27 protein-coding genes, 1 tRNA gene and 1 other RNA gene are annotated in these 24,493 nt (G+C 62.6%); 20 read left to right on the top strand and 9 right to left on the bottom strand.

The genetic code is table 11. From position 1 onward, the window contains the following. Nucleotides 1-60: 60 nt before the first annotated feature. The 7 genes from QZS13_RS00830 (at nucleotide 61) to QZS13_RS00800 (ending at nucleotide 4,078) form a co-directional block, all read left to right on the top strand. Complete coding sequence (locus QZS13_RS00830) at nucleotides 61-504, top strand: cupin domain-containing protein (RefSeq protein ID WP_295584289.1); 444 nt, start codon at nucleotides 61-63, stop codon at nucleotides 502-504. 178 nt (nucleotides 505-682) lie between these two features. Then, complete coding sequence (locus QZS13_RS00825; RefSeq protein WP_295584286.1) at nucleotides 683-1,570, top strand: DMT family transporter; 888 nt, start codon at nucleotides 683-685, stop codon at nucleotides 1,568-1,570. A gap of 162 nt (nucleotides 1,571-1,732) precedes the next feature. Further along, entirely contained in the window at nucleotides 1,733-2,371 is a 639-nt protein-coding gene (locus QZS13_RS00820; RefSeq protein ID WP_295584284.1) for a hypothetical protein, read from the top strand. Nucleotides 2,372-2,383: 12 nt separating this feature from the next. Further along, entirely contained in the window at nucleotides 2,384-2,653 is a 270-nt protein-coding gene (locus tag QZS13_RS00815; RefSeq protein WP_295584282.1) for a hypothetical protein, read from the top strand. After that, nucleotides 2,653-3,027 (top strand): hypothetical protein, encoded by a 375-nt coding sequence (locus tag QZS13_RS00810; RefSeq protein WP_295584403.1) that lies wholly within the window; start codon nucleotides 2,653-2,655, stop codon nucleotides 3,025-3,027. Before QZS13_RS00815 ends, QZS13_RS00810 begins: the two co-directional genes overlap by 1 nt. 20 nt (nucleotides 3,028-3,047) lie before the next feature. Beyond that, the gene (locus tag QZS13_RS00805; RefSeq protein WP_295584280.1) at nucleotides 3,048-3,443 is read left to right on the top strand and encodes a hypothetical protein; all 396 of its coding nucleotides are present in this window, start codon (nucleotides 3,048-3,050) and stop codon (nucleotides 3,441-3,443) included. Between the two features lie 38 nt (nucleotides 3,444-3,481). Continuing rightward, on the top strand, nucleotides 3,482-4,078 hold the full coding sequence (locus tag QZS13_RS00800) for a hypothetical protein (RefSeq protein ID WP_295584278.1): 597 nt from the start codon (nucleotides 3,482-3,484) through the stop codon (nucleotides 4,076-4,078). Between the two features lie 187 nt (nucleotides 4,079-4,265). On the opposite strand, the gene QZS13_RS00795 is transcribed toward QZS13_RS00800, so the two are convergent. From QZS13_RS00795 to QZS13_RS00780, 4 genes are read right to left on the bottom strand one after another with little or no spacing between them, the layout of a single operon-like run. Then, the gene (locus QZS13_RS00795; protein WP_295584277.1) at nucleotides 4,266-5,276 is read right to left on the bottom strand and encodes a siderophore ABC transporter substrate-binding protein; all 1,011 of its coding nucleotides are present in this window, start codon (nucleotides 5,274-5,276) and stop codon (nucleotides 4,266-4,268) included. A 42-nt stretch (nucleotides 5,277-5,318) separates the two neighbouring features. Next, on the bottom strand, nucleotides 5,319-6,071 hold the full coding sequence (locus QZS13_RS00790) for an ABC transporter ATP-binding protein (protein WP_295584275.1): 753 nt from the start codon (nucleotides 6,069-6,071) through the stop codon (nucleotides 5,319-5,321). 2 nt (nucleotides 6,072-6,073) lie between these two features. Next, the gene (locus tag QZS13_RS00785) at nucleotides 6,074-7,051 is read right to left on the bottom strand and encodes an iron chelate uptake ABC transporter family permease subunit (protein WP_295584273.1); all 978 of its coding nucleotides are present in this window, start codon (nucleotides 7,049-7,051) and stop codon (nucleotides 6,074-6,076) included. Further along, nucleotides 7,048-8,052: an iron chelate uptake ABC transporter family permease subunit gene (locus tag QZS13_RS00780; RefSeq protein WP_366557929.1), complete on the bottom strand. Its 1,005-nt coding sequence runs from the start codon at nucleotides 8,050-8,052 to the stop codon at nucleotides 7,048-7,050. The genes QZS13_RS00785 and QZS13_RS00780 overlap by 4 nt, the downstream gene beginning before the upstream one ends. 378 nt (nucleotides 8,053-8,430) lie before the next feature. On the opposite strand from QZS13_RS00780, the gene QZS13_RS00775 reads away from it, so the two are divergent. Further along, nucleotides 8,431-8,760, top strand: a complete 330-nt coding sequence (locus QZS13_RS00775; RefSeq protein WP_295584271.1) for a cupin domain-containing protein — start codon at nucleotides 8,431-8,433, stop codon at nucleotides 8,758-8,760. Nucleotides 8,761-8,779: 19 nt separating this feature from the next. Next, nucleotides 8,780-9,121 carry a cupin domain-containing protein gene (locus QZS13_RS00770; protein ID WP_295584269.1) on the top strand — a complete coding sequence of 114 codons (342 nt, stop codon included), beginning with the start codon at nucleotides 8,780-8,782 and terminating at the stop codon, nucleotides 9,119-9,121. A 128-nt stretch (nucleotides 9,122-9,249) separates the two neighbouring features. On the opposite strand, the gene QZS13_RS00765 is transcribed toward QZS13_RS00770, so the two are convergent. Next, nucleotides 9,250-9,325 (bottom strand) — tRNA-Ala (locus tag QZS13_RS00765). Nucleotides 9,326-9,488: 163 nt separating this feature from the next. Here QZS13_RS00765 and ffs point away from each other — a divergent pair. The 4 genes from ffs (at nucleotide 9,489) to QZS13_RS00745 (ending at nucleotide 13,670) form a co-directional block, all read left to right on the top strand. Continuing rightward, nucleotides 9,489-9,588: signal recognition particle sRNA small type (gene ffs / locus QZS13_RS00760), an RNA gene on the top strand. Nucleotides 9,589-9,612: 24 nt separating this feature from the next. Further along, nucleotides 9,613-11,439, top strand: coding sequence for a DNA polymerase III subunit gamma/tau (gene dnaX, locus QZS13_RS00755; protein WP_295584267.1), 1,827 nt, complete (start codon nucleotides 9,613-9,615; stop codon nucleotides 11,437-11,439). 18 nt (nucleotides 11,440-11,457) lie between these two features. Next, nucleotides 11,458-11,826, top strand: coding sequence for a YbaB/EbfC family nucleoid-associated protein (locus QZS13_RS00750; protein WP_295584265.1), 369 nt, complete (start codon nucleotides 11,458-11,460; stop codon nucleotides 11,824-11,826). A 68-nt stretch (nucleotides 11,827-11,894) separates the two neighbouring features. Beyond that, nucleotides 11,895-13,670, top strand: a complete 1,776-nt coding sequence (locus QZS13_RS00745; RefSeq protein ID WP_295584263.1) for a DUF4127 family protein — start codon at nucleotides 11,895-11,897, stop codon at nucleotides 13,668-13,670. A 48-nt stretch (nucleotides 13,671-13,718) separates the two neighbouring features. Here the strand turns inward: QZS13_RS00745 and QZS13_RS00740 are convergent, their stop codons facing one another. Next, the gene (locus QZS13_RS00740) at nucleotides 13,719-14,483 is read right to left on the bottom strand and encodes a hypothetical protein (RefSeq protein ID WP_295584261.1); all 765 of its coding nucleotides are present in this window, start codon (nucleotides 14,481-14,483) and stop codon (nucleotides 13,719-13,721) included. 212 nt (nucleotides 14,484-14,695) lie between these two features. On the opposite strand from QZS13_RS00740, the gene QZS13_RS00735 reads away from it, so the two are divergent. The 5 genes from QZS13_RS00735 (at nucleotide 14,696) to QZS13_RS00715 (ending at nucleotide 18,998) form a co-directional block, all read left to right on the top strand. Beyond that, entirely contained in the window at nucleotides 14,696-15,775 is a 1,080-nt protein-coding gene (locus QZS13_RS00735) for an FAD:protein FMN transferase (protein ID WP_295584259.1), read from the top strand. Next, entirely contained in the window at nucleotides 15,759-16,163 is a 405-nt protein-coding gene (locus tag QZS13_RS00730) for a NusG domain II-containing protein (protein WP_295584257.1), read from the top strand. Before QZS13_RS00735 ends, QZS13_RS00730 begins: the two co-directional genes overlap by 17 nt. Before the next feature lie 10 nt (nucleotides 16,164-16,173). Beyond that, entirely contained in the window at nucleotides 16,174-16,713 is a 540-nt protein-coding gene (locus QZS13_RS00725) for a Gx transporter family protein (RefSeq protein ID WP_295584255.1), read from the top strand. Next, complete coding sequence (locus QZS13_RS00720; protein WP_295584253.1) at nucleotides 16,694-17,830, top strand: AAA family ATPase; 1,137 nt, start codon at nucleotides 16,694-16,696, stop codon at nucleotides 17,828-17,830. The genes QZS13_RS00725 and QZS13_RS00720 overlap by 20 nt, the downstream gene beginning before the upstream one ends. Before the next feature lie 271 nt (nucleotides 17,831-18,101). Next, on the top strand, nucleotides 18,102-18,998 hold the full coding sequence (locus QZS13_RS00715; RefSeq protein ID WP_295584250.1) for a LysR family transcriptional regulator: 897 nt from the start codon (nucleotides 18,102-18,104) through the stop codon (nucleotides 18,996-18,998). 106 nt (nucleotides 18,999-19,104) lie between these two features. Here QZS13_RS00715 and QZS13_RS00710 read toward each other — a convergent pair whose 3' ends face one another. The 3 genes from QZS13_RS00710 to QZS13_RS00700 all read right to left on the bottom strand — a co-directional run bounded on the left by QZS13_RS00710 (nucleotide 19,105) and on the right by QZS13_RS00700 (nucleotide 22,598). Then, nucleotides 19,105-20,613, bottom strand: a complete 1,509-nt coding sequence (locus QZS13_RS00710; RefSeq protein ID WP_295584248.1) for a carbon starvation protein A — start codon at nucleotides 20,611-20,613, stop codon at nucleotides 19,105-19,107. Nucleotides 20,614-20,814: 201 nt separating this feature from the next. Beyond that, complete coding sequence (locus QZS13_RS00705; protein ID WP_295584246.1) at nucleotides 20,815-21,522, bottom strand: response regulator; 708 nt, start codon at nucleotides 21,520-21,522, stop codon at nucleotides 20,815-20,817. A 17-nt stretch (nucleotides 21,523-21,539) separates the two neighbouring features. Next, complete coding sequence (locus QZS13_RS00700) at nucleotides 21,540-22,598, bottom strand: DUF4118 domain-containing protein (protein ID WP_295584244.1); 1,059 nt, start codon at nucleotides 22,596-22,598, stop codon at nucleotides 21,540-21,542. 168 nt (nucleotides 22,599-22,766) lie between these two features. Between QZS13_RS00700 and QZS13_RS00695 the strand changes: the two genes are divergently transcribed. Beyond that, nucleotides 22,767-23,243: a terminase small subunit gene (locus tag QZS13_RS00695; RefSeq protein WP_295584242.1), complete on the top strand. Its 477-nt coding sequence runs from the start codon at nucleotides 22,767-22,769 to the stop codon at nucleotides 23,241-23,243. 31 nt (nucleotides 23,244-23,274) lie between these two features. Beyond that, the gene (locus tag QZS13_RS00690; protein ID WP_295584239.1) at nucleotides 23,275-24,486 is read left to right on the top strand and encodes a PBSX family phage terminase large subunit; all 1,212 of its coding nucleotides are present in this window, start codon (nucleotides 23,275-23,277) and stop codon (nucleotides 24,484-24,486) included. Nucleotides 24,487-24,493 lie beyond the last annotated feature (7 nt).

Here is a 24,493-nt window from a genome sequence, read left to right as displayed (position 1 = left end):
CGCACCCCCGGCGCCAGCGGGCATACAATGGAGTATCCACCATGAAAAGGAGCGAACGATATGGACTCTCATCCCTGCGGAGCGTGGGGCGGCGCCTGCACGTCCGACCACGGCGCCGATCCCTTTTCCGCCAACATTCCCTGCGCGGCCCGGCAGAACCGGAACTTCCGCACCGCGCTTTGGACGGGGTGTCATTTGCAGATGACCCTCATGTGCATTCCGCCCCGGGGCGAGATCGGACTGGAGATGCATCCCGACACGGAGCAGGTGATCCGGGTGGAGAGCGGACAGGCGAAGGTCTGCATGGGCTCGTGCCGGGACAACCTGGACATCCGGTGCTGCCTGTGTGAGGGGGACGCCGTCTTTGTGCCGGCGGGTACCTGGCACAACATCTGCAATACCGGCCCGTGCCCGCTGAAGCTCTCCTCCGTCTACGCGCCGCCCCGCCATCCCCACGGCACCGTCCAGTGCACAAGGGAGGACGCCGCCACACCGGAGTGCTGAAGGGCGGAGACTTCCGGAAAAAACGCCCGGGTCCGGGATGCCGGACCCGGGGCCCCGGGCGGGAGAAAAAGTCCCGGAGGGCGGGGCAAAAGCAAAGATGGGACTTGCCTGCATGGGGCGGAGACGGTATGATAGACAGCGTACAAACCGATTCCAACCGTGAATGCCGGAGGCCTCTATGAATTCCAGAACCTGTCTGATTTTGTTCGGCGGCGTCTTTGCGCTGTCCACATCCGCTATTTTTGTCAAGGCGGCGGACGCTCCGTCCTCCGTCACCGCCTTTTACCGGCTGCTTCTGGCCGGCGCGGTGCTTGTGCCGGCCCTGGTGCTGCGGGATGAAAGCCGCCGGGAGCTGCGGACCATCCGCCCAGACCAGTGGGGGAAAATCCTCCTGGCAGGGGCGTTTTTGGCGCTGCACTACATGCTCTGGTTCGAGTCCCTGCGCTTTACCTCCGTGGCCAGCTCCACGGTGCTGGTGTCCATGCAGCCTCTGTTCTCCCTGGCCCTGGACCGGTTCGCCGGCGGCAGGCGGGTCCGGCCTGCCGCCCTGGCCGGCTGCGGCATCGCCCTGTGCGGCAGCGTGGTCATCGGCTCCGGCGACCTGCGCATCAGCGGGGAGAGCCTGCTGGGGGACGTGCTGGCCTTCGTGGCCGCCGGGGTCATCTCCCTCTACTTCTTCGTGGGGGAGCGGGCACGGAAAGAGCTGAGTGCCGTCACCTACTCCGCCCTCAGCTACCTGTTCAGCGCGGGGCTCCTTCTTGCTTACATCCTGCTGCGGGGGGAGGCCCTCCGGGGCTACGCCGCCGGAACGTGGCTGGCCTTTGCGGGCCTGGCCGTCATCTCCACCATCGGCGGGCAGTTCGTGTTCAACCTGCTGCTGCGGAGCGTGCCCGCCTCCGCCGTGACCATGAGCATCCTGGGCGAGCCCATCGGCACGTGTATTCTGGCCCGGCTGCTCCTCCGGGAGACCGTGGCGCCGGAGCAGCTGGCGGGGATCGTCCTCATCCTCTCCGGCATGGCGGTGTTCTTCATCCGCCCGGCGCCGAAGCCCGCCGGGGCCCGGTGAGCGGCGCTCCCTCCGCGGCGCAGGAATTGGGGGACCGGAAACAAAAAGAGGCAGTTTTGCTTCTGAAGATTAAGAAAACTTAAGAGAATATTTATGGGCTTCCTTCCTTCGCTGTGCTATAATCTCAGCACCAAATCAAGACACGGCCGGGGAGGGCAGAACATGAAACGCATCGTCACAAACGGGATCACCAATCTAGAGCCGCTGGCTGGCAGCAGCGAATGGTACTGGGGCACTGACTATGCCAGCGGTGATCTGCACGAGGCGGAGGATACTTTTCACAGTGGTCATCCCATCCGGAGAAACCGGCTTGTCCTGGCCCGCCGCCCGGAGGGCACGGTCTATGAGCCGGTGTGCGCAAAGCCTGGGCAGTACCTGGGCAGACCGGCGTACCACGATGGTCAAGTGGTACTGCTGCTGGTGGACTTCCCGAAAGGAGAAATCCATATCCTTGCCTTCCACGAGACGAACGGTACTACTGAGCAACTGGCGGTGTTGCCTCTCTCCATTGCAGATGACTGCTGCAATCTGATGCTGGAAACTCCGCCCCTCATGCTGATACGGTCAGGGCATAATAACAGGATTCAACTTCTCTGGCCGGAACGCCGGGATTTTGCGGTGGAGGAGAATGAGTATTTCGCGTTTCTGGACGGAAACAGGCTGTACACCACAGTCTGGTACGAGGACCCGGACTACCGGGAGGAGGTCCTGGTGCGGGATTTTGATACCGGGGAAGTGCTGGAGCGGATACCGGGGAGTCTCCGCTCCATGCCGGATGGCCAGAACTGGCTTTTGGTGTGAGGAGGCGGGGGATTGATGTGGCTTGACGTTTTATTTCAGGGCTGCTTGGATGCGGCGCAGTCGCAGCGACTTTCCAGACCCGCCCGAATCCTCTGCATCGCCCTCATATCCCTCGTGTTTCTCATCGCCATTGCCGGTCTCTTTCTGCTGTCCTTTGTCATAGAGGGCCAAAGCCTGCTCAGAAGAGTTGGTTTTCTCCTGCTGGGGCTTGGCATCCTTGGCTACTATGTGCAATTTTTGAAGAATTTCTTGGGCGGAAAAAAGGGAGAGAAGAAGCCGTGATGAAGCCTAATATTGAAAAAACAAGGGCCTATTACTGCAATCTCGGCCCGGAGAACATCTGTGATTGCGCCTACTGCCAAAACTACTGTGCCAGGGTCAAGGCGGCCTATCCGGAGGTGGACCGGTATCTGGACTCCTTGGGAGTGGATATTGAAAAGCCCTTCGAGACCTCTCCGCTGGAGCCGGACGAGAACGGATACCTGGAATACTGCGTCTGTCAGTATGTCGTCTTTGGCAGCTGCCCGGAGGACTTCACCCACCAGATCGGGGATGTGACCTTTGGACGCTCGGACTGTCATCCCAATACAAAAATTGATGAGGAGCACTTTGTGCTGGACTTTTATCCGATCAGGCTGCCGTTTGAGGAATCATAAAGAGGGGAGACGGCGAAACCATGTCCCTTTCCATTGTTGCCGCCAAAGATATTGCGCAGGCCTTTGAGCTCCTGTCGGCCGGGCCTGAAAAAGCCGCGAAAGATCGCCTGGCAGAAGAACCGGAAGAGGTAGGCAGATTCTTATACGACTTCCGGGCTGCGTTCCAACACTATGCATGCTATTACCGGTTTGATCCATACGGGGACACCTGTCTCGAACTGGACCGGGTTCCGGCAATCAGGGCTTTTTCGGATTCCGTCGTAACATGGCTTGGGGAGCATGGCGCAGAAGAAAACAGCGTGATCCAACGATATGGCGTGTCTTTCAAAAGGATCAGAAGCTTTGCGGCCGACTTGGGTCATGTATGTGATGCCGCCATGGAACATGGGTATGGGCTGATCGGCATCGGGGATTGAATGGGCCCGAGGAGATGCGGCGAAAGGAGCGCAGAGCTATGCCGGGACATCCTTTCCGGGAACATTTCAGAAAGCGGGCGCTGCACCGGGAAGCGGACGAAGTCTGTGATGTGGAGAAGATCGGATTTGAGGGGGAAGAGGGATTTGTACAGATCCTTGGCCCGGAACACAAGAGCTGTCCGGACGGGCAGACACTGCTTCCCCGAGGAATTACAGGATTTTGGAGCGCGAACACACTGCCGCCTCCGTTTCTGGACGAGAAGGCGTTCCGCCGGATGTGCCATGCACTGGCCGGGGAAAACGGCGGGACGGTAACGAAGGTGGATACGGACACCGCCGGGAGAAACTTCTGGTTTGCAAATCTGCGCAGATGGGATGAGTCCGTTTTCATCCTGCAGAACATCCACTATCCCTATGCGGCCTTTGCCCGGCAGGACGCTTCCGGCGGATTCGTTCCGGCCGGCCCGCCCAAGTGGCTCCCACCGCCGGAGGGGCCGGTGCGTTTCCTGAGCCCTGCCCAGCTGAATCAGGACTGGCACAGCCTGTGCGGGGAGCTGAACCCGGAAGAATTGGAACAAATCCGTTATTGGAACCCGCAAACGGTTGGCGAGATCATATTTCACACCTGGGACTGACAGGAAAACCGGCCTCCGCAGGAACGGTGCGATCCGGCACGGGGCCATACGCTCCCGGCAGGCGGTTCTTTCAGCCGTGAAAATTTTATCAGCTGAACACAGACAGGGACGGAGAATCCAAAGCGGATTCTCCGTCCTTTGAGCTGATTCGGTTTTGTTTGTGGCGGATGAAAGGGACCGGTTTGCATCAAGAAGGCAGCAGCACGCTTTCCAGGTCGGACAGCATCATGTCCAGAGCGGTGATTCCGCCCTCGGCGGTGTACCATACGGCGGGGTGGGCCAGGTAGACGAGGTGGCCATTTTTGTAGGCGTCGGTGCCCATGACCAGCTGGTTTTCCATGATGTCCCGGGCCAGCTGCGCCCCGTCCGTGCCGATGGCCGCGTCACGGTCCATCACGAAGATGTAGTCCGGAGCCTTTTGCACAAGGAATTCAAAGGAGGCCTCGTTGCCGTGGGTGGAGGTATCCATGTCGGTGTTCACACCGATGTTGGTAAAGCCGATCTCCCGGCCGATCATGGAGCAGCGGCTGTCATTGCCCAGTACATTGAAGCTGCCGCTGGTGCACATGCCCACGATGGCGGTCTTGCCGGCGGAGACGGCCTGCAAGGCGGCAATCCGCGCGTCAAAATCGGCCATCCGTTGGTCCACCTTGTCCTCCAGGCCAAACAGGGAGGCAATGGCGGCGGCATTTCGGCGTACGCTCTCCACCACGCCGATCTCGGTGTCGGTGGAAAGATAGACCACCGGCGCGATCTCGCTGAGGGCGTCGTAGCTGGAGGCCAGCCGCCCCCCGATGAAGATCACATCCGGCTCGCAGGCCATGACGGCCTCCAGATCCGCCTCCTTGATGGTGCCCAGGTCGGCGATGCCGTCATGGAGGTAATCCTGAAGATACTCCAGGCTGGTATCGGCGGTGCCCACCACCCGGCCGCCGACGCCCAGCGCGTCCAGAATGTCCAGCGCGGCCATGTCCAAAACGGCGATGCGCTGAGGATCGTACGGCACCTCCACTTCCACCGGCTCCTTGCCGGCGTTGAGGCCGGTGATGGTCACGGACGTATTCTGCGTTTCGCCGCCCGTCTGGCTGCCCGCATTGCCGGAGTCTCCGGTGCTGCCGCTGTTTTGGGCGGAGCAGGCCATGAGGCTCAGGGCCATCACGCCGGCCAGGGCGAGAGAAAGCATCTTCTTCAGGTTCATGTTGGGTTGCTCCTTTTCTGAAAAGTACTGAAAACAGGGGGTTCAATAGTAGATGGACAGGGGCTTGCCCGCAATGGTCAGAATCTCGAAGTCCACCTGGTAGATCCGGGACAGGTTCTCTTTGGTCATCACCTCTTCCACCGTGCCGAATTTGGCGATTTTTCCGTCCTTGAAGGCACAGATGTAATCGGAATAGAATGCCGCGTAATTGATCTCATGCAGCACCAGAATCACCGTCTTGCCCAGCTCGTCACAAAGGCGCCGGACGGTTTTCATCATGTTGGTGGCGTGGTAGATATCCAGGTTGTTGGTGGGCTCATCCAGCAGCACATAGTCGGTATCCTGGGCGATGACCATGGCGATCAGCGCCCGCTGCCGCTGGCCGCCGGAGAGCTCGTCGATGAAGCGATCCTGGAAGTCCTCCAGCTCCATGTAGGAAATGGCCCGGTCGATGATCTTCTCATCCTCCGCCGTGACCCGGCTGCCCGAATAGGGAAAGCGTCCGAAGGTCACCAGCTCCCGCACGGTCAGCTTCATCTGAATGTTGTTGGACTGAGTCAGGATGGCAAGGCGCTTGGACAGCTCCTTGCTCTTCCATTTGCCGAGGTCCCTGCCCTCGAAGTCCACCAGCCCGCTGTCGTGGGCGATGAGCCGGGAGATCATGCCCATGACGGTGGATTTGCCCGCGCCGTTGGGGCCGATCAGGGAGATCACCTTCCCCCTGGGGATGGTAAAGGACACGCCGTCCACCACGGTTTTTCCGTCGTACTGTTTGGTCAATTGCTGTACACGCATGGTCACACCTTCTTTCTGGTCAACAGGAGATAGAGGAAATAGAGTCCGCCGCCCACGGTGATGAACACGCTCACCGGCACGGAGTAGGAATACACATGCTCCACAATGAGCTGCCCGCCCACCAGCACGATCATGCCGAACAGGGCCGAGCCCAGCACCAGCTGGGTGTGTCGGAAGGTTTTCAGCAGCTGGCGGGACAAATTGGCGATGATAAGCCCCAAAAAGGAGACGGGCCCCACCATGGCGGTGGCCACGGCAATGCAGAACGTCACGCCCAGCAGCAGGCGGCGGATGCAGCGGTCGTAGTCCACGCCCAGGTTGACGGCCTGCGCCTTGCCCAGCGTCAGCACATCCAGCAGGGCCAGTTCCTTTCGCAGGGCGAAGATGACGGCTGCCAGAAGAATCAGGGAAACGGCGATGATCTCGGAATTGATGTTATTAAAGCTGGCCACCAGGGTGCTCAGCAGGGCGTCATATTCGTTGGGGTCCATAACCCGGGTCAGGGTGGTCTGGATGCTGCCGAAAAGAGAGGTCAGCACCGTGCCCACCAGCAGCACATACAGCACATTGTGCCTGGTCTTCCTGAAAATCCAGCCGTAGATCACCGTGGCGGCAATGCCCATGAGCACCACATCCACCGCAAAGGACAAGTTGGCGTTGGAGGCCACCACGCTGGCAGAGCCCAGAAAGAACACCACCGCCGTGTGGATGAGGGTATACAGGGAGTTCATGCCCAGCAGGCAGGGGGTTACGATGGTGCTGTTGATAATAGACTGGAACACCAGCGAGGCCCCGCCGATGGAAAAGGCGGTGATGAGCATGACCATGAGCTTGGGGGTGCGGAGCTTCATGGCGTAGGCAAACAGCTTTGGGTTGGAGAAGTTCACCTCCGCCAGCATGTATCCGGCCGCGCAGAGAAGGACCAGCGCTGCCAGGATCAGCAGCTTGCGCCGGTTGGCGCGCATGGCGGCAGAGTTCATGAGTCTGCACCTCCTTTCAGGCTGGGCACGGCGGAGCAGCAGTTTGCTCCAGTGCTGCCCAGACGGATGGCCTTCCGGCCGTGCCTGAGCCGGTAAAACAGCAGGGCAATGAAGATCAGGCTCCCCAAAATGCCTACGATCAGCTCAATGGGCAGCTCGTAGGGGAAGAGCACCACCCGGCCGATCATATCGCACACCAACACGAAGACGGCGCCGAACAGGGCGGTATCCACCAGCGTGCCACGGATCTTATCCCCCTTGTACATGGCCACCACATTGGGTACGATCAGTCCGATGTAGGAGATGGAGCCGACCACCACCACGATGCTGGCGGTGATCATGGCGGCAATGGTGAGTCCGGCAAACAGCACCAGATTATACGGCACACCCAGATTCCTGGAGAAATCCCTGCCCAGACCCACGATGTTGAAGTGGTTGGCGAACAGGAAGGCCAGCACCACCAGCGGCACCGTCAGCCAGACGATCTCGTACCGGCCTTTCAGCACCAGGGAGAAGTGGCCCACCAGCCAGGAGGACAGCGCCTGGGTCATCTCGTACTTATAGGCCAGATAGTTGGTGACGCCGCCGATGACGTTGCCGAACATGATGCCCACCAGCGGGACCATCACCACGTCCTTGAACTGGATGCGCTGAATGAACCAGACAAAGATCCAGGTGCCCAGGATCGCCGCGGCAAAGGCGAAGATGGCCCGGCTCCACAGGGTGGAAGACGGCATGAACAGCAGTGCCAGCAATATGCCCAGCTGCGCCGAGGAGATGGTGGCGCCGGTGGTGGGGGACACGAATTTGTTGCTGCAAAGCTGCTGCATGATGAGTCCTGCCACGCTCATGCCGATGCCGGTGCACAAAATGGCCAGCAGGCGGGGCAGACGGGAGATCAGGAAAATCTCCAGCTGCGCAAAATTCCCTGCCAGAAGATCGCCGGGCGTCAGGTCGATGACGCCCACAAACAGCGAACAGCAGGACAATACAAGCAGCACGGCAGAAAGAATCAGGGTAGATCGATGGGGTCTGATAAAATTCTCTCCTTTCCAATATAGTTAGATTAAACTAACTCATACGCATAAAATACTGCGCAGCGGCGGTCAGATTTGCCATACACCGTGCACTGCGCATTGCCGGATCATTATAACACACCGAGTTAGTCATGCACAACCACGCAAAAAGTACAACTTATCTGGTGAATTTCCAAAGTATTTTGGGCATTGTGCAAATTTTCAGCCTCCGGAGGCGGCAGTCTCACTCTGCGCGGGCGCAAGGGAGAGGGACGTATAATTCGGCCGCTGTTGCGATAGCAATGGAATGACTGCGCACAATGGTGTATGCTGGGGACAAAACCACACAAGGAGGTAAGAGCGATGGACTTTTTGCGCAATCTGCCCACGCAGCAGCCCCGGCAGCTTGCCGGGCTGATTGAGATTCAGCCCGGCCGCGTGGTCAGCATGGCCATGAGCAGGCAGGAACACTGCCAGATGACGCTGCTGGCCTTCGGCGACGGGGAGAGCGTCAGTGAGGAGTGCTACTTCGGCGATACCCTCTACTGCGTTCTGGAAGGAGCCCTTCAGGTCTCCATGGGAGACGGCAGCTGCCGCCTTCAGTCCGGCGACTGTCTGGCTGTCCCTGCCCGCACTTCCCATGCGGTGGCTGCGCCGGAGGGCTGCAAGCTGCTGCAGATCACCCTTTTATAACCATCAGGAGGAATGACACATGGATGCACTTATTAAAAATGTCCCGCATGCACAGCCCTTTACCCTGTCCGGCCAGGTGGACTGCGAGCCGGGCAAGGTTGTCAGCCTGACCCTGGCCCAGCAGCCCGGCGCGGGGATTACCCTGTTTGCCTTTGACGCAGGCGAGGCCATCAGTACCCACGCCGCCCAGGGCGACGCCATGGCTATGATTTTGGAGGGAACCGCCCGGATCACCATTGACGGCGTTCCCCACACCCTGGGCGCGGGAGAAGCCATCATCATGCCGGCCGGCATTCCTCACGCGGTACAGGCGGTGACCGCCTTCAAGATGTGCCTGGTGCTGGTGAAGGCTCCGGCTTGAGACGGGCCCGCGGCTGGCGCAGGCAGAACTCACTTCCGCCCGGGCATTTGAATCACCGAAGGGTGGAGCCGCCCTCCGGGCGGCGGAACCCAAAAAGAAAGACACGCTTTCCAGCGTGTCTTTCTTTTTGGTGGACTCGAAGGGGATCGAACCCTCGACCTCTGCGATGCGAACGCAGCGCTCTCCCAGCTGAGCTACGAGCCCATATAAAGTTCTTGCCGTCTGCTCAACGGCAAAAAACATTATACCATAAAATCCGGGATTGTAAAGCCTGATTTTTTCAGAAAAACAAAAATTTTCAGTTGCCAATTGGGAAAGGATATAGTAAAATAGACAGGCTAATAACAGTCCTCCGCAAGCAGCTGCGGAGCCGGTCTCGCGCAATGGATGCCCGTGAACCATGTCAGGCGGGGAACCGAGCAGCATTAAGCGGGATGTTCCATGTGCCGCGAGGGTGCCGGTTCCGCAGCTGCGTACGGAGGACTTTCTTTTTGCGATTGGAGGTGCTCCCCGTGTATCAGGCGCTGTACAGAAAGTGGCGGCCCAAGACGTTTTCCGACGTGATCGGCCAGCAGCACATCACCCAGACCCTGCAAAAGCAGGTGGCGGAGGGACGCACCTCCCACGCCTACCTCTTCACCGGCACCCGGGGCACCGGCAAGACCACCTGCGCCAAGATCCTGGCCAAGGCCGTCAACTGCGAGCATCCGGTCAACGGTGACCCCTGCAACCAGTGCGCCAGCTGCCTGGGCATCGAAAACGGCAGCTTTCTGGACGTGCTGGAGCTGGACGCCGCCTCCAACAACGGCGTCGATCAGGTGCGGGCGCTGCGGGACGAGGCCATCTACTCTCCCGCCAACGTGAAAAAGCGGGTCTACATCGTCGACGAGGTCCACATGCTCTCCACGGCCGCCTTCAACGCCCTGCTGAAGATCCTGGAAGAGCCCCCCGAGCATCTGATGTTCATTCTGGCCACCACGGAGCTGCACAAGGTGCCCGCCACCATTCTCTCCCGGTGCCAGCGGTTTTCCTTCAAGCGCATTACCCCCCAGGACATCGCCGCCCGCCTTTCCTACGTGGCGTCCCAGGAGGGCATTGATCTGACGGCCGACGGCGCCGAGCTGCTCAGCCGGCTGGCCGACGGCGCGCTGCGGGACGGCCTTTCCCTGCTGGATCAGTGCGCCGCCGCCGGCGGGAAGGTGGACAGCGCCGCCGTGCTGGAGGTGCTGGGCCTGGCGGGCAACTTGCAGACCGCCCAACTGATGGAGTGTGTGCTGCGGCGGGACGCCCAGGGGGCGCTGGTGCTTTTGAATCAGCTCTATGCCGGCGGCAAGGACGTGGGCGCCATCCTCTCCGAGCTTTCCACCCTGATCCGGGATCTGCTGCTGCGGCGGACGGCCCCCGAGGGCGGCGCGGCGCTGCTCTCCGGCGGATTCGACTCCGCCACACTGGACCGGCTGGGCCGGGACGTGAGCGCCGGACGGCTCATCTATCTGGCGTCCACCGTGCAGAAGGCCGCCGCCGATCTCTATTACAGCGCCAACCGCCGCACCGACGCGGAGCTTTGCCTGCTGCGCCTTTGCGATGAGACGCTCTGCGGTGACCTGACGGCCCTGGAGGCCCGGGTGCTGCGGCTGGAGGAGGCGGAAAAGCGGGGCAACGTGCTGCGCAGCGGCGCCGCCCGGGCTGCGGTCCGGACGGAGGAGCCCCAATCGGAGGCGGCACAGCCCCAGCCGGTACAGTCCCAACCGGCGCATCCGCAGTCGGAGGCGGCACAGCCCCGGCAGGAGACGCCCCGTTCCGACGCGCCGCCCTGGGAGGAAGAGCGGCCTCCCCTTCCCGAGGAACCCCCGCTGCCCGAAGAACCGGGCGCCCGGGTCTTTGACGTGCCGGAGGAGGAAGCGCCCCCGGCCCGGCAGAGCGCCCCGTCCCAGCCGCCCAAGGCCGCCGTACAGCCTGCGGCACAGCCGGAGGCACCGGCCCGGTCCGGCGGTCACGCCACGGACGGCGCCTGGTGGCGGGCCCTGTCCGAGACCTGCAAGGGACGGCTCTCGCCCATGTACCGGGCGTTTTTGGACATGTGCACCGGCGTGCTGGAGGGGGACACCCTGACCGTCTACGCCTCCGACGACATCACCCTGGGCCGGCTGGACAACGACCGGGTCCGGGGCGTACTGGCCGAGGAGGCCTCCGCCGCCGCGGGATGCCCCGTGCGGCTCATGTTCCACGTGGGTACGCCGCCTCAGGCGTCCCCCCGGGAAAATTTGCAGAACCTGCTGAAATTCAGCAGTCAGTATGATAAAATCAAGATCAAGTAAGCAAAAGGAGAATGCACTATGGGATACAGCGCACGCCGCGGTTTCAGCAACGGCAGCATGCGTCCCACCGGCGCCCAGCGTCAGGCGGAGATGCAGCAGAAAATTCAGCAGATGCAAGAGCAGATGACGGCGGCTCAGGAGGCCGTCGAGGCTCAGACCTTCTCCGCCAGCGTCGGCGGCGGCGTGGTGGAGGCCAAGGTCAACGGCAAGAAGGAAGTCCAGTCCGTCACCATCAAGCCCGAGGCCGTGGACCCCGAGGATGTGGAGATGCTCCAGGATCTGGTAGTCTCCGCCGTCAACGAGGCACTACGCCAGGCGGACGAGGCCATGGAAAAGAGCATGTCCGGCATCACCGGAGGACTGAATCTGGGCGCTTTCGGACTTTGAAAAACAGCCGGTGATCCGGCAGGAAAAAAGCGGAGCCGCCGGCTCCGCTTTTTTTGAAAGGAGGCTTCATGAAAAAGAGAATCCTGGCCGCGGCCCTGGCCGGTGCGCTGCTGACCGGCTGCGCCCAGTCCCGGACCGTCTACACCGGGGAGGAGCCCGTCAGCGGCCCCCAGGTGGCCTACGTGCCCCTGGACGACCGGCCGGACAACGTGGAGCGGGTGGAGTATCTGGCCCGTTCCCTGGGCTACGATTTGCAGATGCCCCCGGCGGACGACTACCGCACATGCCTCCAGGGTCAGCCCACCAACGAAAACGGCACCCAGTACGGCGACCGGGCCGCCCTCTACGAGTGGGTGCTCTCCCAGGAGGAATCCGGCTGCGACCGGTATATCCTGTCCATGGATCAGCTGCTCTCCGGCGGACTGGTCAACTCCCGGTCCATGTGGACCCATGAGGCCGTCACCCTCTCCGACGGGACCTCCCTCACCGAGCCGGAGCTGCTCTCGTCGCTGCTGGAGGTTCTGGCCCGGGACGAGAACAACCAGGTGTGGCTGCTGGACAGCGTTATGCGCCTGGCCCCCACCGTAGGCTACGACCACTGGGACCTGGACGGCTACAACGCCCTGCGGTCCTACGGCATGGCCGGCAGGCCCGTGCTGGAGGGGGATGCGCTGACGGTGGAGAACATCGAGTCCGACTACCGGCTGGGCAGCGACGGCGTGGAGCTGCCCCTGGCGGAGTTTGATTTGCAGGAGTGGGAAGTGGAGGAGTACCTGAGCGCCCGGTCCCGGAAGCTGGAGCTCACCGGCCAGATGATGGAGACAGTGTCCGGCGAGGGCTACGGGAACTTCCACGTGCTCATCGGCATCGACGACTCCTCTCAGGAGGACAGCATCCAGAAAAACGAGATCGCCTATCTGCAAAGCCTGCTGCGCCAGGGGGACGCGGTGCTCTCCGGCGTGGACGATCTGGCCTTCAAGGCCGTCACCCGGCTCTACCTGGACGAGCAGGACTGGCAGGGGGCCACCGCCGCCGTCCGCTACTACGGCGGCACGGAGGACCAGCCCGCCTGCGAGTACGACTACAAGCCCCTGACGGAGATCATGGCCGAGCACTTCGACTTTTTCGATTTGCAGGAGTCCCCCGACGGCCAATTGCAGATCCTGGTGCTGACCCAGCCCCAGGACGAGGCCGCGGCCCAGAACTACTGCAATGGGCTGACGGCGGATCTGCGCCGGTGCCAGCTCCAGGGACAGCCGGTGATCGTGATCGACGCAGGCAACGGCCGCTACGGCACGGCGTTTCATGAGATGCTCACGGAGCAGACGGAGCTGGGCGGTCTTTTGAGCTATGCAGGCTTTCTGGACATGGCCATCGTCACCGGCACTGCGCTCAGCCACGGTGTGGCCCGCTATGCCCGGCTGGAGGCGGGGACGCCCTCGGACGCGGAGAACCGGGCCTTTGCCAGGACCCTGGCCGACAGCATCCTCAAGGATTTTTGCTACAAGAACATCGTCCGGGACAAGCTGCTCACCTATATCCGCAGCGACCTGGGCGCCAACCCCGACAACTTCTGGCAGCCGGACACGGACCGCGACGCCATCCGCCAGATGTTGGAGCGGGAGATGGAGGCGTGCACGCAGCCGGTGATCCGGAACCTGGAGTCCAGCAATATGATCGTGACGGCCCACCCGTCCTCCGGTGACGGCCGCGTGGGCTGGGGCAGCGTGCTGCTGGGCAACTACCGCTTCCCCTGGGACCGGGCCTTCGAGATCGGCATGGACATCGAGCTGGGAGAGTTCACCTCCGCCCACCGGAGCATCTACCAGCACTACACCGGATAAAAAAAGAGACCGCGTAAGCGGTCTCTTTTTATGTCTGCCGGAGCAAAATCAAAGCTGCTTGACTGTGTAGTACACAGCCAGGGCGAACACCACCAGTCCCAGGCCCCACATGGCGTAGTAGGCGGCGGTGGCGCTGATGAGGGCGATGACCATGGCCACCGCGGACAGACCGCAGGCCACGTATACCGGCAGAATGTCCGCCGTCTCGGGCAGCACCTGCACCGAGCCCAGCATGCCGTTCTTCCGGTCGGCCCGGCGGGCCAGCAGCGCCACCACGGCCAGCAGCAGGATATACACCACGGCGATCACCCGCACGTAGGTGCCCAGGTACATGCTGGCCATCTCCCGGCGGCACACCCACAGTACCACCAGGCTCAGACCCAGAATGGTCAATGCGTAGGCGCACTCCCGGTCGTAGAGCTGCCAGAGGATGCCCAGCAGCATCACCACGAACACCACCACCGTCAAAAGAGAGACGGCCGGGGCATTGAACAGGCGGATCAGTCCCGAGGCGATGCCCAAAAACGCGCCTGCACCGGCCACGTACCACGCCGGCGTCCGCTTTTTCCGGTCCTTCCGCCAGGCAAGGCCCAAAGCTGCGCCCACCAGGAAGATCACGCCGCCCGCTGCGGCAAAATAGAGCAAATAGTCAAACCAGGCAATCATCTGCACTGCCGTGCCGGTGACATAGAAGCGGCGGATTGCCAGAAGGTACAGCTCCGCTACCAGACCGGCCAGGAACAGCTTCATGGCTCCGTTCATGGTCTGCGTTCCCTTCACCGGCTTGGGCTGATTGTTTGAATTCTTCGGCATTTCAATGACGACCTCCAAGGGTTCATTTCATGATTTCGCCAGACAAAAGTACACTTTTGCCGACATTCTTATATAGTATAGCAGATTTTCGCCCGCTTTGCAAGGAAAACCTGCTTCCACGGATTCCGCGGATTTTTGTTGTGGTGGCGCCGCAGGCGTGCTATACTATATTTATTGTGTCAAATTCCTGAAGAAATACGAGGAAATGTTCTATGAAACGGATTGCCGTATTTTGTCTGGCTGCCTGCATGCTCTTTGCCGCCGGCTGCGCTTCCACCGACCAGCCCTCCGCTGAGGACCAGCCGGTCCGGCGGGAGGTGTTTGCCATGGACACCGCCATGGTGCTCAGTGTCTACGGCGAGAACGCGGACAAGGCCGCCGGCGATGCCGAGGAGGAGATCTATCGGCTGGACAGCCTTCTCTCCCGCACCAACGAGGCCAGCAAAGTGAGCCTCCTCAACAGTGCCGAGGGGAAGATGGTGCCCGTGGGCGAGGAGATCTGCAACCTGATCCAGACCGCCGGTACCTATACCAACCTCACCGGCGGCGCCTTCGACATCACCATCGCACCGGTGGTCACCGCCTGGGGCTTTACCACCGACCACTACCAGGTGCCCGACCAATCCCAGCTGGACGGGCTGCTCTCGTGCGTGGGCATGGAGCACGTACATCTTTCCGGAAAGTCCAGCGCCTCCTCCGGCTACGAAAACGCCAGCCTGGACCCGGGCACGGCCATCGATCTGGGCGGCATCGCCAAGGGCTACGCCGCCGACCGGGTGGCCGGCATCTTCCGGGAGCAGGAGGTCCCCCGGGGCATCGTGTCGCTGGGCGGCAACGTGCTGGCCTGGGGCAGCAAGGCCGACGGCTCGGCCTGGCGGGTGGGCATCCAGGACCCCGCCGACCCCGATAATGCCGACGCCACCGTGGGCCTCCTGGAGCTGACCGATTCCTTTGCCGTCACCTCCGGCAGCTATGAGCGCTACTTTGAGCAGGACGGCAAGATCTACCACCACATCATCGACCCCGCCACCGGGTACCCCGCCGAAAGCGGCCTTGTGAGCGTGACGGTGGTGGCCGACGACGAGGCGGGCAACGGCACCATGTGCGACGCCCTGTCCACCGCCCTGTTCGTCATGGGCCGGGACAAGGCGTTGGAGTTCTGGCGCTCCGGCGTGTGCGACTTTGAAATGGTGCTGGTGGACCAGGACGGCCATGTGAGCGTGACGGCGGGGCTGGCCGACCGCTTTACCGCCGCCGCGGAGGGAAACTACACCTATGAGACGGTTTCCTGAATTGCGGCCCCGCCCCCTGGACGGCGTGGTGGCCGCCGCCGTGGTGGTGCTGGCGGTGGCGTGCGCGTGGCTCGTGTGGCGGCCCGCCGGCGCAGCAGGCGGCGCTCTGGAGGCCGTGGTGTCCGTGGACGGCGTCACGGAGCTGACGGTGCCCCTGGCGGGGCTGAGCCCCACAGAGCACACCGTCCAGTCCAACGGCTACACCCTGACCATCCTGTTCACGGACAGCGAGGTGTGGGTGGAGTCCTCCGACTGTCCCACCCAGGACTGCGTCCACACAGGGCACATCTCCCGCAGCGGCCAGAGCATTGTCTGCCTGCCCGCCCGGGTGGTGGTCCGGCTGGTGGGCGGCGCCCAGGACCAGGGCCTGGACGCGATGATCGGATAGGAGGCACGCCATGAAACTGACTACCAAGCAGCTGACGCTGTGCGGCGTGCTGACCACGCTGGCCCTGGCGCTGTCCGTGGCGGAAAACCAGCTGCCGCTGACGCTGGCCGTGTCCATCCCCGGCATCAAGCTGGGCCTTGCCAACATCGTGACGGTGTTCGCCCTCTACGCCCTGGGGCCCGGACAGGCCTTTTTGATTCTGCTGGCCCGGTGCACTCTGGGCGCCCTCTTTGCCGGCAACATGAACGCGCTGCTGTTTTCCCTGATGGGCGGTGTAGCGGCCATGACCGTGATGATTTTGCTCTCCCGGCTGCGGGGACTGTCGGTGTACGGGGTGTCCGTGGGCGGCGCCGCTGCCCACAACGGCGGGCAGGTGGCCGCGGCAGTACTGACGCTGGGCAACACCGCGCCCCTTTACTATCTGCCCATTTTGCTGGGCGTATCGCTGATTACCGGGGCGCTGACGGGACTGGTGGCCGCGTGTTTGTTCCGGGCGCTGGGCCACACAAACCTGATGAGGGAGGTCAACCATGGACAGACGGGAACGTGAGGCCAAGGATGCCATCATCCTGCGGCAGATGGAGCTGATCCGCTCCATGACGGAGCGGGATCTGCGGCGCATGGGAACGGACTTCTGGGGCGACGGGGCGGCCGCGCCGTCCGGCACCGGGGAGAGAAAGCCCGGGACCGGGGAGGATTCCGGCGCCGGAGAGGCGTCCGGGAAGAAGGCCCCGTCCGGGGGCCAGACCGGGCCGGAGAAGAAAGAACCGGCAAAGGATGCGTCCGGAGAGCAGGACACATCCCGGGCGGAACAGGCGCCCCCGGAGTCCATGGACGACCTTCTGGCGGAGCTGGACGGCTATATCGGCCTTGCGGCGGTGAAACGGGAGGTAAGGGACCTTGTGAACCTGGTGCGGGTGCACCAGCTGCGCCGGCAGAACCAGCTGCCGGTGACGGAGCTGAGCCTGCACATGGTGTTCTCCGGCAACCCGGGCACTGGCAAGACCACCGTGGCCCGGCTCATGGCCCGCATTTACCGGAGCCTGGGCATTTTGTCCAAGGGACAGCTGGTGGAGGTGGACCGCAGCGGCCTGGTGGCCGGGTACGTGGGCCAGACGGCCCTGAAAACCGCCAAGGTCATTGAAAAGGCCCTGGGCGGCGTGCTGTTCGTGGACGAGGCCTACGCCCTCCGGGGAAGCGGCGAAAACGACTTCGGCCAGGAGGCCATCGACACCATCCTCAAGGCCATGGAGGACCACCGGGACGACCTGGTGGTCATCGTGGCCGGCTACGACGACCTGATGGGGGAGTTCATCCGCTCCAACCCGGGCCTGGAGTCCCGCTTCAACCGCTTTTTGCACTTTGACGACTACTCCGCCGACGAGCTGACCGCCATCTTCCGGGGACTGTGCCGCAAGGGGTGCTACACCCTCTGCGGCGACGCGGAGGCCCTGGTGCGGCAGCTGATCGAGCGGGAGAACCGGGACGGCGTGTCCTTCGGCAACGCCCGGGGCGTGCGGAACCTGTTTGAAAAAATCCTGGTCTGCCAGGCCAACCGGCTTGCGTCGGCGCAGGATGTGGACTGGCAGGCCCTGACGGAGATCCTGCCCCAGGATGTGCGCGCTGCCGCCGGGGAGGAGCCGCTGCCGGAGCCCCCGGGAGAATAAAAAAATGCGCCGCTGCATGCAGCGGCGCGTTTTTTTCAGGGCGGACAACCGTTGCCCCGGGACCCTGTCAAATCCCGGGAAGTGTCCAAAAGGCGGCGGAGCGGGGGCGGTTTCCCAAAATTCCGCTGTGTGGAAGAGAATTTCCTTGCCTTTTCTTTACGAATACTGTACCATAAAATCAGATATTCGAGAATGTCCGGTTTTTCATGACGGCCATGCAATAATCACATGCAGGCGCCCGGACACCTGCGGCGGCGGAGGAGGCTTGAACATGAATATTCGTAAATACGAGGCGTTTGTGCGGGCCGTGGAGCTGGGCAGCTTGTCCAAGGCCGCAGAGGAGCTGGGCTACACCCAGTCCGGCATCAGCCACATGATGCAGTCCCTGGAGGACGAGGTGGGCTTTCCCCTGATGGTGCGCACCTCCGCAGGCATCCTGCCCAACACGGAGGGGGAGATGCTTCTGCCCATCATCCGCCAGCTGCTGCGGACCAATGAGTCGCTGGAGCAGAACATCGCCAAGATCAAGGGCGCCGACATCGGCTGCATCCGCATCGCCGCCTACCCCAGCGTGGCCACCTACTGGCTGCCGGGCATCATCGCCCTGTTCCAGAAGGACTATCCCAATGTGGAAATCCAGATCATCGAGGGCGGCACCGACATCATCGAGGGCGCCATGGACCGCCGGGAGGCGGATCTGTGCCTCTACGCCGGCGGCGAGGGCCGCAACTACGAGTGGCTGCCCCTGTGCCGGGACCGGATGCTGGCCCTGGTGCCCCCGGAGCACCCTCTGGCCCAGGGGGAGAGGATGCCCCTGGCGGCGTTTTTGGACGAGCCCTTCATCATGCCCATGCCGGGCTATGACGGCGAGGTTCACGACATCCTCGAGCAGCTGCCCCGCCAGCCGGAAATCCGGTTTTCCGCGTGCAGCGACTACGCCATCATCTCGCTGGTGGCCAAGGGGCTGGGCGTGTCCATCCTCTCGGAGCTGCTGCTGCGCAACTACCCCAACGACGCCGTGGCGCTGCCCATGGAGCCGGCTCAGTACCGGATGCTGGGCATGGGCGTGCCCCAGATGAAATCCGCCTCCCCCATGACCCGCAATTTCATGCGCTACGTGCAGGAGTATGTGGAGGGGCTGGACCGGGCCGGGGCGTGTCAAAAATAAAGAAACGGGAGAAGGCATCTGCCTTCTCCCGTTTTTTTGCCTGAAATGAGGGTGGCCCGCCGCAGGTGCGGCGGGCCGAAAAAGAGAAAGGGGAATTGCAAGCAAGTTACTTTCTGGCCAGGCGCTTGGAACGGCTGTTGCCGTACCAGACGATCACAGCGACATACGCCACGGCGGCGGCAATGCCGATGCCGTACGCAGCGCCCCAGGGAAGGTTGAAGCCGATCTTGGCGTTCATGATGTAGGTGACGGTGATGAAGGCATAGAAGGCACCGGGGATCAGGGGAACCCAGGCGAACTTGCTCTTGCCGTTTTCAAACATCCACACCGTGATGGCCAGGAACGCGAACAGGGACAGGGTCTGGTTGGACCAGGCGAAGTAGCGCCACAGAACATTGAAGCCGTTGGCGTCCATCTTGGCGTACACCAGGATCACGGCCACCAGGGCGAAGATGATGGCGGACAGGGTCAGACGCTTGCTGTTGGTGCTCTGGTCGATGTGCAAAGACTCGGAGATGGTCAGACGCAGGCCACGCAGCGCCGTATCACCGGAGGTGATGGGCAGCACGATGATGCCCACCAGAGCGATGACGCCGCCCACGTTGCCCAGGATGTCCCGGCAGACAGCGCCCACGGTAGCGGTGGCGCTGGCATTGGCGGCCTGCAGGCCCAGGTTGTAGATGCCCATGGCGGCAGCGGCCCAGACCATGGCGATGAAGCCCTCCAGGATCATCATGTTGTAGAAGGTCATGCGGCCCTGACGCTCGCTCTTCATGGTGCGGGAGATGATGGCCGTCTGGGTGGAGTGGAAGCCGGAGAGGATGCCGCAGGCCACGGTCACGAAGAACACGGGCAGGAAGTGGCCGGAGGCGAAGTACTCACCGTAGCTGAAGGGGACGTTCTCGCCGTCCACCGTCTGGAAGGCCTGGAAGGCAACGCCCTGCCAGTCATCCCACACGTTCAGCAGGGGATAGCCGTGGACAAACAGGCCGATGAACACGCCGATGGCGGAGAACATCAAAATGGCGCCGAAGATGGGGTAGATCTTGCCGATGATGGCGTCGATGGGGAACACGGTGGCGATCAGGTAGTAGACAAAGATGGCACCGTAGATGATCCAGGTGGTGGGATCGGTGGCGAGGCCGGAGAAGTGGAACACCTGGGTGGCGGCAATGTCGCCGGGGGTGTAGATGAACACGGCGCCCACCAACAGCAGCAGCAGGCACACAAACACGTTGTACACCTTGTAGATCACGCCGTTGGAGTACTTGCGGATCATGGAGGACATCTGGGTGCCGCCGTCACGCAGGCAGATCATGCCGGAAAAATAGTCGTGCATGGCGCCGCCGATGACGTTGCCGATGGGGATGGTGATAAACGCGATGGGCCCGAAGAGGATGCCCTGGATGGGCCCGAAGATGGGGCCGGTGCCTGCGATGTTCAGCAGGTTGATGAGGCTGTTCTTCCAGCCTCTCATGGGAACGTAGTCCACGCCGTCCTGCTTGGAGTAGGCGGGAGTCTCCCGGTCGTCGGGTCCGAAGACCTTTTCGCAGAACTTGCCGTAGATGGCGGCGCCCACGAAGAGGATCACAAGACCCAGGATAAAGGTTGCCATTAACACACACACTCCTTTTTTGACCTGGCAGGTCAATCTCTGTATCATAAGATAGCAGATTTTATGCGGCGCGGCTGTTAAAGAATCCTTCATATAAGTTTCAACTTTGATAAAAATAACCGATCTCTCATAAAGAAACCGTTAATTTCCATGAAGAAGCGTCCGTCTCCCTGCGGAGACGGACGCTTTTTAGGTAAACGATTAGTCGCCTTCGGCCATCCGGTAGCCCACGCCCACCTCCGTAAAGAGGTAGCGGGGCTCCGCCGGGTTCTCTTCGATCTTGCGGCGGATGTTGGCCATATTCACCCGGAGAATCTGATTGTCCCCGCTGGCACGGGGGCCCCAGAGCTCCTTGATGATGAAGTCGTAGGTGAGCACCTTGCCGGCGTACTTGGCCAGCAGCGCCACAATCCGGAACTCGCTGAGGGTCAGCCGCACGTTCTGACCCCGCACCAGCGCCTGGTGCTTGTTGAAGTCCACCACCAGATCGCCCACCGTATACGTCCCCCGCTGGGCGATCTCGTCGTTGCCGGAGGAGGTGCGGGTGTGGCGGATGGCCGTGCGCACCCGGGCCAGCAGCTCGTCCGTGCCGAAGGGCTTGGTGAGATAGTCGTCCGCCCCCAGGTCCAGGGCGGCCACCTTGTCCCGCTCGTGGGACCGGGCCGACACCACCACCACCGGCAGGCTCGACCAGCTGCGCAGGCTGCGGAGAATCTCCATGCCGTCCATATCCGGCAGTCCCAGGTCCAGAATGATCAGATCGGGGCAGTGGGAGGAGATCATGGACAGCGCCTCCTCTCCGGTCCGGGCCTGCATGGCCTCGTAGCCGTTGGTATTGAGTACGGCGGAGATGAAGTGGGCAATGTTCTTCTCGTCCTCCACCACCAAAATCTTTTCCCGAATATTCATCGTGGGTTCCTCCTTCTTTACAGGGGCAGCCGGAACGTAAACTCTGCGCCCCTGGCCAGGTTCCGCGCGTCCAGTGTACCGCCGTGGGCCCGGACGATGGCCATGCACACCGAAAGCCCCAGCCCCATGTTCCGCTTCCCGTCTCCCGTGGGCGTCTCACTGTGCTTGAGGGTGCCGTCAAACAGGCGGGGCAGCACCTCCGGCGCAATGCCCTGGCCGTCGTCCGTCACGGAAAAGCAGGCCTTGTCTCCCTCCCGGCGCACCGCCAGGCAGATGCGCTCCGTGGTCTCCCCGTGGAGCACCGCATTTTCCAGCAGGTTGGAGAGCACCTGCTCGATGAGAATGGGGTCCATGGGCACCAGCAGCAGCTCCTGGGGCGCCTGCACTTCCACCTTGATGTCCGGGTAGCGCTTGCGAAACTTCCGCACCGCCTCCCCCAGAACCTCTTCCGCCGCCTCCGGCTCCTTCTGGAGCTTGGCCTGGTCGTTGCCGATGCGGGTGATGGAGAGCAGGTTTTCCACCACCTGAATGAGCCACTGAGCGTCGCTGCGCACATCCGAGAGCAGCTCCCGCTGCTCCGAGGGCGCCAGGGTGGGGTTTTCCAGAATGGTGGAGGTGGCCCCCACAATGGACGTCAGCGGCGTGCGGATGTCGTGGGAGACGGACCGCAGCAGGTTGGCCCGCATTTTCTCCTTTTCGTTCTCCGTCCGCAGCCGCTCCTGCTCCTTGGCCTGGGTGGTCAGGGTGCTGGTGATGATGGAGACCATGAAAAAGGCCAGGAAGCTCAGGGGATACCCTGAGAGGGTGAAGTTCAATGACAAATAGGGGTAGGTGAAGATGTAGTTGACGCAGATGACCCCCAGCAGCGAGGCCACCAGCCCGAACAGGTACCCCGAGGTGAAGCGGGAGATCAGCAGCACCGCCAGAATGAACACCGGCGTGGCAAAGCCGTCGCTGCTCTCCGCCAGACGGAAAAACGAGCAGCACTCCACGGCGCAGAAGAAAATGGCCAGAGAGAGCAGAAGATCCCGCAGCGAGAAGGGAAACAGCTGGGCGAGCGTTTTCTTTTGACGCAATACAAGGGCTCCTTTGCAAAATATTACAGCCTAATTATACCAGACGGTCCGTTAAGATTCCGCTAAAAAACTGAAAAAATCCAGCGGGAAAATTTTCCCGCCGTGCACGCCGGCGTGCACGTTTTCCCCGGCGGGAGCGAGCGGTTGAACGGGAAAGGAGGAGAGAACATGGCGGAAAAATCGGCCGCTGCCGCCCGCCGGGAGAGGTTTTGCCGGGCGTACCTGCGCACCATGAACCCGGAGCTGGCCGCCGCGGCGTGCGGAGAGGAGGACGGGTTCGGCCTGCTGGCCTCGGAGCTGGTCCAGCGCCGACTGGAGCAGATGCGGGAGGCCGCCGCCGGCCAGCTGCGGCGGGAGGACGTGCTTCGCTGCCTGGCCCGGCTGGCCTTCGGAGAGTCCCGGGACGGCGTGCGGCTGGCCCTGGAGGGCCGGCAGGCGGATCTGACGGACATGGATCTGGCCGCCGTAGCGGAGATCCGGGTGACGGACAAGGGCGGCGTGGAAGTGAAGTTTGCCGACCGGGTCCGGGCCCTGGAGGCGCTGTGCGCCCTGCTGGAGAGCGGCGACGCCCACGGCGGCGCCCGGGAGCTCTATCAGGCCCTGACCGCGGAGGCAGGGGAGGAAGGGAGCTGGGAGCACGGCTGAGGTACTGACGTTTTCCCCCAAGCAGCGGAAGGTGCTCACCTGGTGGTGCCGGCAGGACGACCCCTGGGAGGCCATCATCTGCGACGGGGCCGTCCGCAGCGGAAAGACCTTTTCCATGGGCCTTTCCTTCTTCCTGTGGGCCCAGGCCCGCTTCGACGGCCGCCAGTTCGGCCTTTGCGGCAAGACCATCTCCTCCCTGCGGCGCAACCTTTTGACGGACCTGATTCCCTGCCTGCGCCGTCTGGGATTCGCCTGCCGGGAAAAGCGGTCGGAAAATTTGCTGGTGGTCCGCTTCGCCGGACACGAAAACCGCTTTTTGCTCTTCGGGGGGCGGGATGAGTCCAGCGCCGCCCTCATCCAGGGCAGCACCCTGGCCGGTGTGCTGCTGGACGAGGCGGCCCTGATGCCCCGCTCCTTCGTGGAGCAGGCCTGCGCCCGGTGCTCCGTCTCCGGCAGCCGGCTGTGGTTCAACTGCAACCCCGAGGGGCCCCAGCACTGGTTCTACCGGGAGTGGATCCTCAAGGCCCGGGAGCGGCGGGCGCTGTACCTCCACTTTACCATGGAGGATAACCCCGCCCTCTCCCCCCGCATCCGCCAGCGGTACCGCCGGGCCTACTCCGGCGTCTTTTACCGGCGGTTCGTGCTGGGGGAGTGGACCGCGGCCCAGGGGCTGGTCTACGACTTTTTCGACCGGGGCCGGGACGCCGTCCCCGCCCCCGCCGGTCCCTTCGACCGCTGGCGGATCTCCGTGGACTACGGCACCGCCAACCCCGCGTCTTTCGGGCTGTGGGGGCGGATGGAGGGCGTTTGGTACCGGGTGCGGGAGATGTACTTCGACTCCCGCCGGGCGGGCCATCAGAAAACCGACGCGGAGTACGCCGCCGACCTGCGGGCCCTGGCGGGAAATCTGCCGGTGGAGCGGGTCATTGTGGACCCCTCCGCCGCCAGCTTTATCGAGACGCTGCGCCGGGAGGGGTTCACCGTGGTCCGGGCCGTCAACGACGTGACCGACGGCATCCGGGTGACGGCGGACCTACTCAAGCAGGGCAGGATTGTTTTGTGCCGGGAGTGTGAGGACTGCCTCAGGGAGATGGAGCTCTACTGCTGGGACGAAAAGCACGGCAGCGACGCTCCGAAAAAGGAGAACGATCACGCCATGGATGAGATGCGCTACTTCGCCATGGACCTGGCCGGAGAGTCCGGCGGGGGCTTTGCGGCCACCTGGGTGGAGCGGCGCACGTGAGAAGAGG

Origin of the sequence: uncultured Oscillibacter sp., from assembly GCF_900546705.1 — a bacterium.
GTDB lineage: Bacteria > Bacillota > Clostridia > Oscillospirales > Oscillospiraceae > Oscillibacter.
This window is presented reverse-complemented; position numbering and strand designations above follow the sequence as displayed.

Coding starts and splice junctions, on each gene's coding strand:
- QZS13_RS00830 (WP_295584289.1), top strand. CDS start 61: ATGGACTCTCATCCCTGCGGAGCGTGGGGCGGCGCCTGCACGTCCGAC.
- QZS13_RS00825 (WP_295584286.1), top strand. CDS start 683: ATGAATTCCAGAACCTGTCTGATTTTGTTCGGCGGCGTCTTTGCGCTG.
- QZS13_RS00820 (WP_295584284.1), top strand. CDS start 1,733: ATGAAACGCATCGTCACAAACGGGATCACCAATCTAGAGCCGCTGGCT.
- QZS13_RS00810 (WP_295584403.1), top strand. CDS start 2,653: ATGAAGCCTAATATTGAAAAAACAAGGGCCTATTACTGCAATCTCGGC.
- QZS13_RS00805 (WP_295584280.1), top strand. CDS start 3,048: ATGTCCCTTTCCATTGTTGCCGCCAAAGATATTGCGCAGGCCTTTGAG.
- QZS13_RS00800 (WP_295584278.1), top strand. CDS start 3,482: ATGCCGGGACATCCTTTCCGGGAACATTTCAGAAAGCGGGCGCTGCAC.
- QZS13_RS00795 (WP_295584277.1), bottom strand. CDS start 5,276: ATGAACCTGAAGAAGATGCTTTCTCTCGCCCTGGCCGGCGTGATGGCC.
- QZS13_RS00790 (WP_295584275.1), bottom strand. CDS start 6,071: ATGCGTGTACAGCAATTGACCAAACAGTACGACGGAAAAACCGTGGTG.
- QZS13_RS00785 (WP_295584273.1), bottom strand. CDS start 7,051: ATGAACTCTGCCGCCATGCGCGCCAACCGGCGCAAGCTGCTGATCCTG.
- QZS13_RS00775 (WP_295584271.1), top strand. CDS start 8,431: ATGGACTTTTTGCGCAATCTGCCCACGCAGCAGCCCCGGCAGCTTGCC.
- QZS13_RS00770 (WP_295584269.1), top strand. CDS start 8,780: ATGGATGCACTTATTAAAAATGTCCCGCATGCACAGCCCTTTACCCTG.
- QZS13_RS00750 (WP_295584265.1), top strand. CDS start 11,458: ATGGGATACAGCGCACGCCGCGGTTTCAGCAACGGCAGCATGCGTCCC.
- QZS13_RS00745 (WP_295584263.1), top strand. CDS start 11,895: ATGAAAAAGAGAATCCTGGCCGCGGCCCTGGCCGGTGCGCTGCTGACC.
- QZS13_RS00740 (WP_295584261.1), bottom strand. CDS start 14,483: ATGCCGAAGAATTCAAACAATCAGCCCAAGCCGGTGAAGGGAACGCAG.
- QZS13_RS00735 (WP_295584259.1), top strand. CDS start 14,696: ATGAAACGGATTGCCGTATTTTGTCTGGCTGCCTGCATGCTCTTTGCC.
- QZS13_RS00730 (WP_295584257.1), top strand. CDS start 15,759: ATGAGACGGTTTCCTGAATTGCGGCCCCGCCCCCTGGACGGCGTGGTG.
- QZS13_RS00725 (WP_295584255.1), top strand. CDS start 16,174: ATGAAACTGACTACCAAGCAGCTGACGCTGTGCGGCGTGCTGACCACG.
- QZS13_RS00720 (WP_295584253.1), top strand. CDS start 16,694: ATGGACAGACGGGAACGTGAGGCCAAGGATGCCATCATCCTGCGGCAG.
- QZS13_RS00715 (WP_295584250.1), top strand. CDS start 18,102: ATGAATATTCGTAAATACGAGGCGTTTGTGCGGGCCGTGGAGCTGGGC.
- QZS13_RS00710 (WP_295584248.1), bottom strand. CDS start 20,613: ATGGCAACCTTTATCCTGGGTCTTGTGATCCTCTTCGTGGGCGCCGCC.
- QZS13_RS00705 (WP_295584246.1), bottom strand. CDS start 21,522: ATGAATATTCGGGAAAAGATTTTGGTGGTGGAGGACGAGAAGAACATT.
- QZS13_RS00695 (WP_295584242.1), top strand. CDS start 22,767: ATGGCGGAAAAATCGGCCGCTGCCGCCCGCCGGGAGAGGTTTTGCCGG.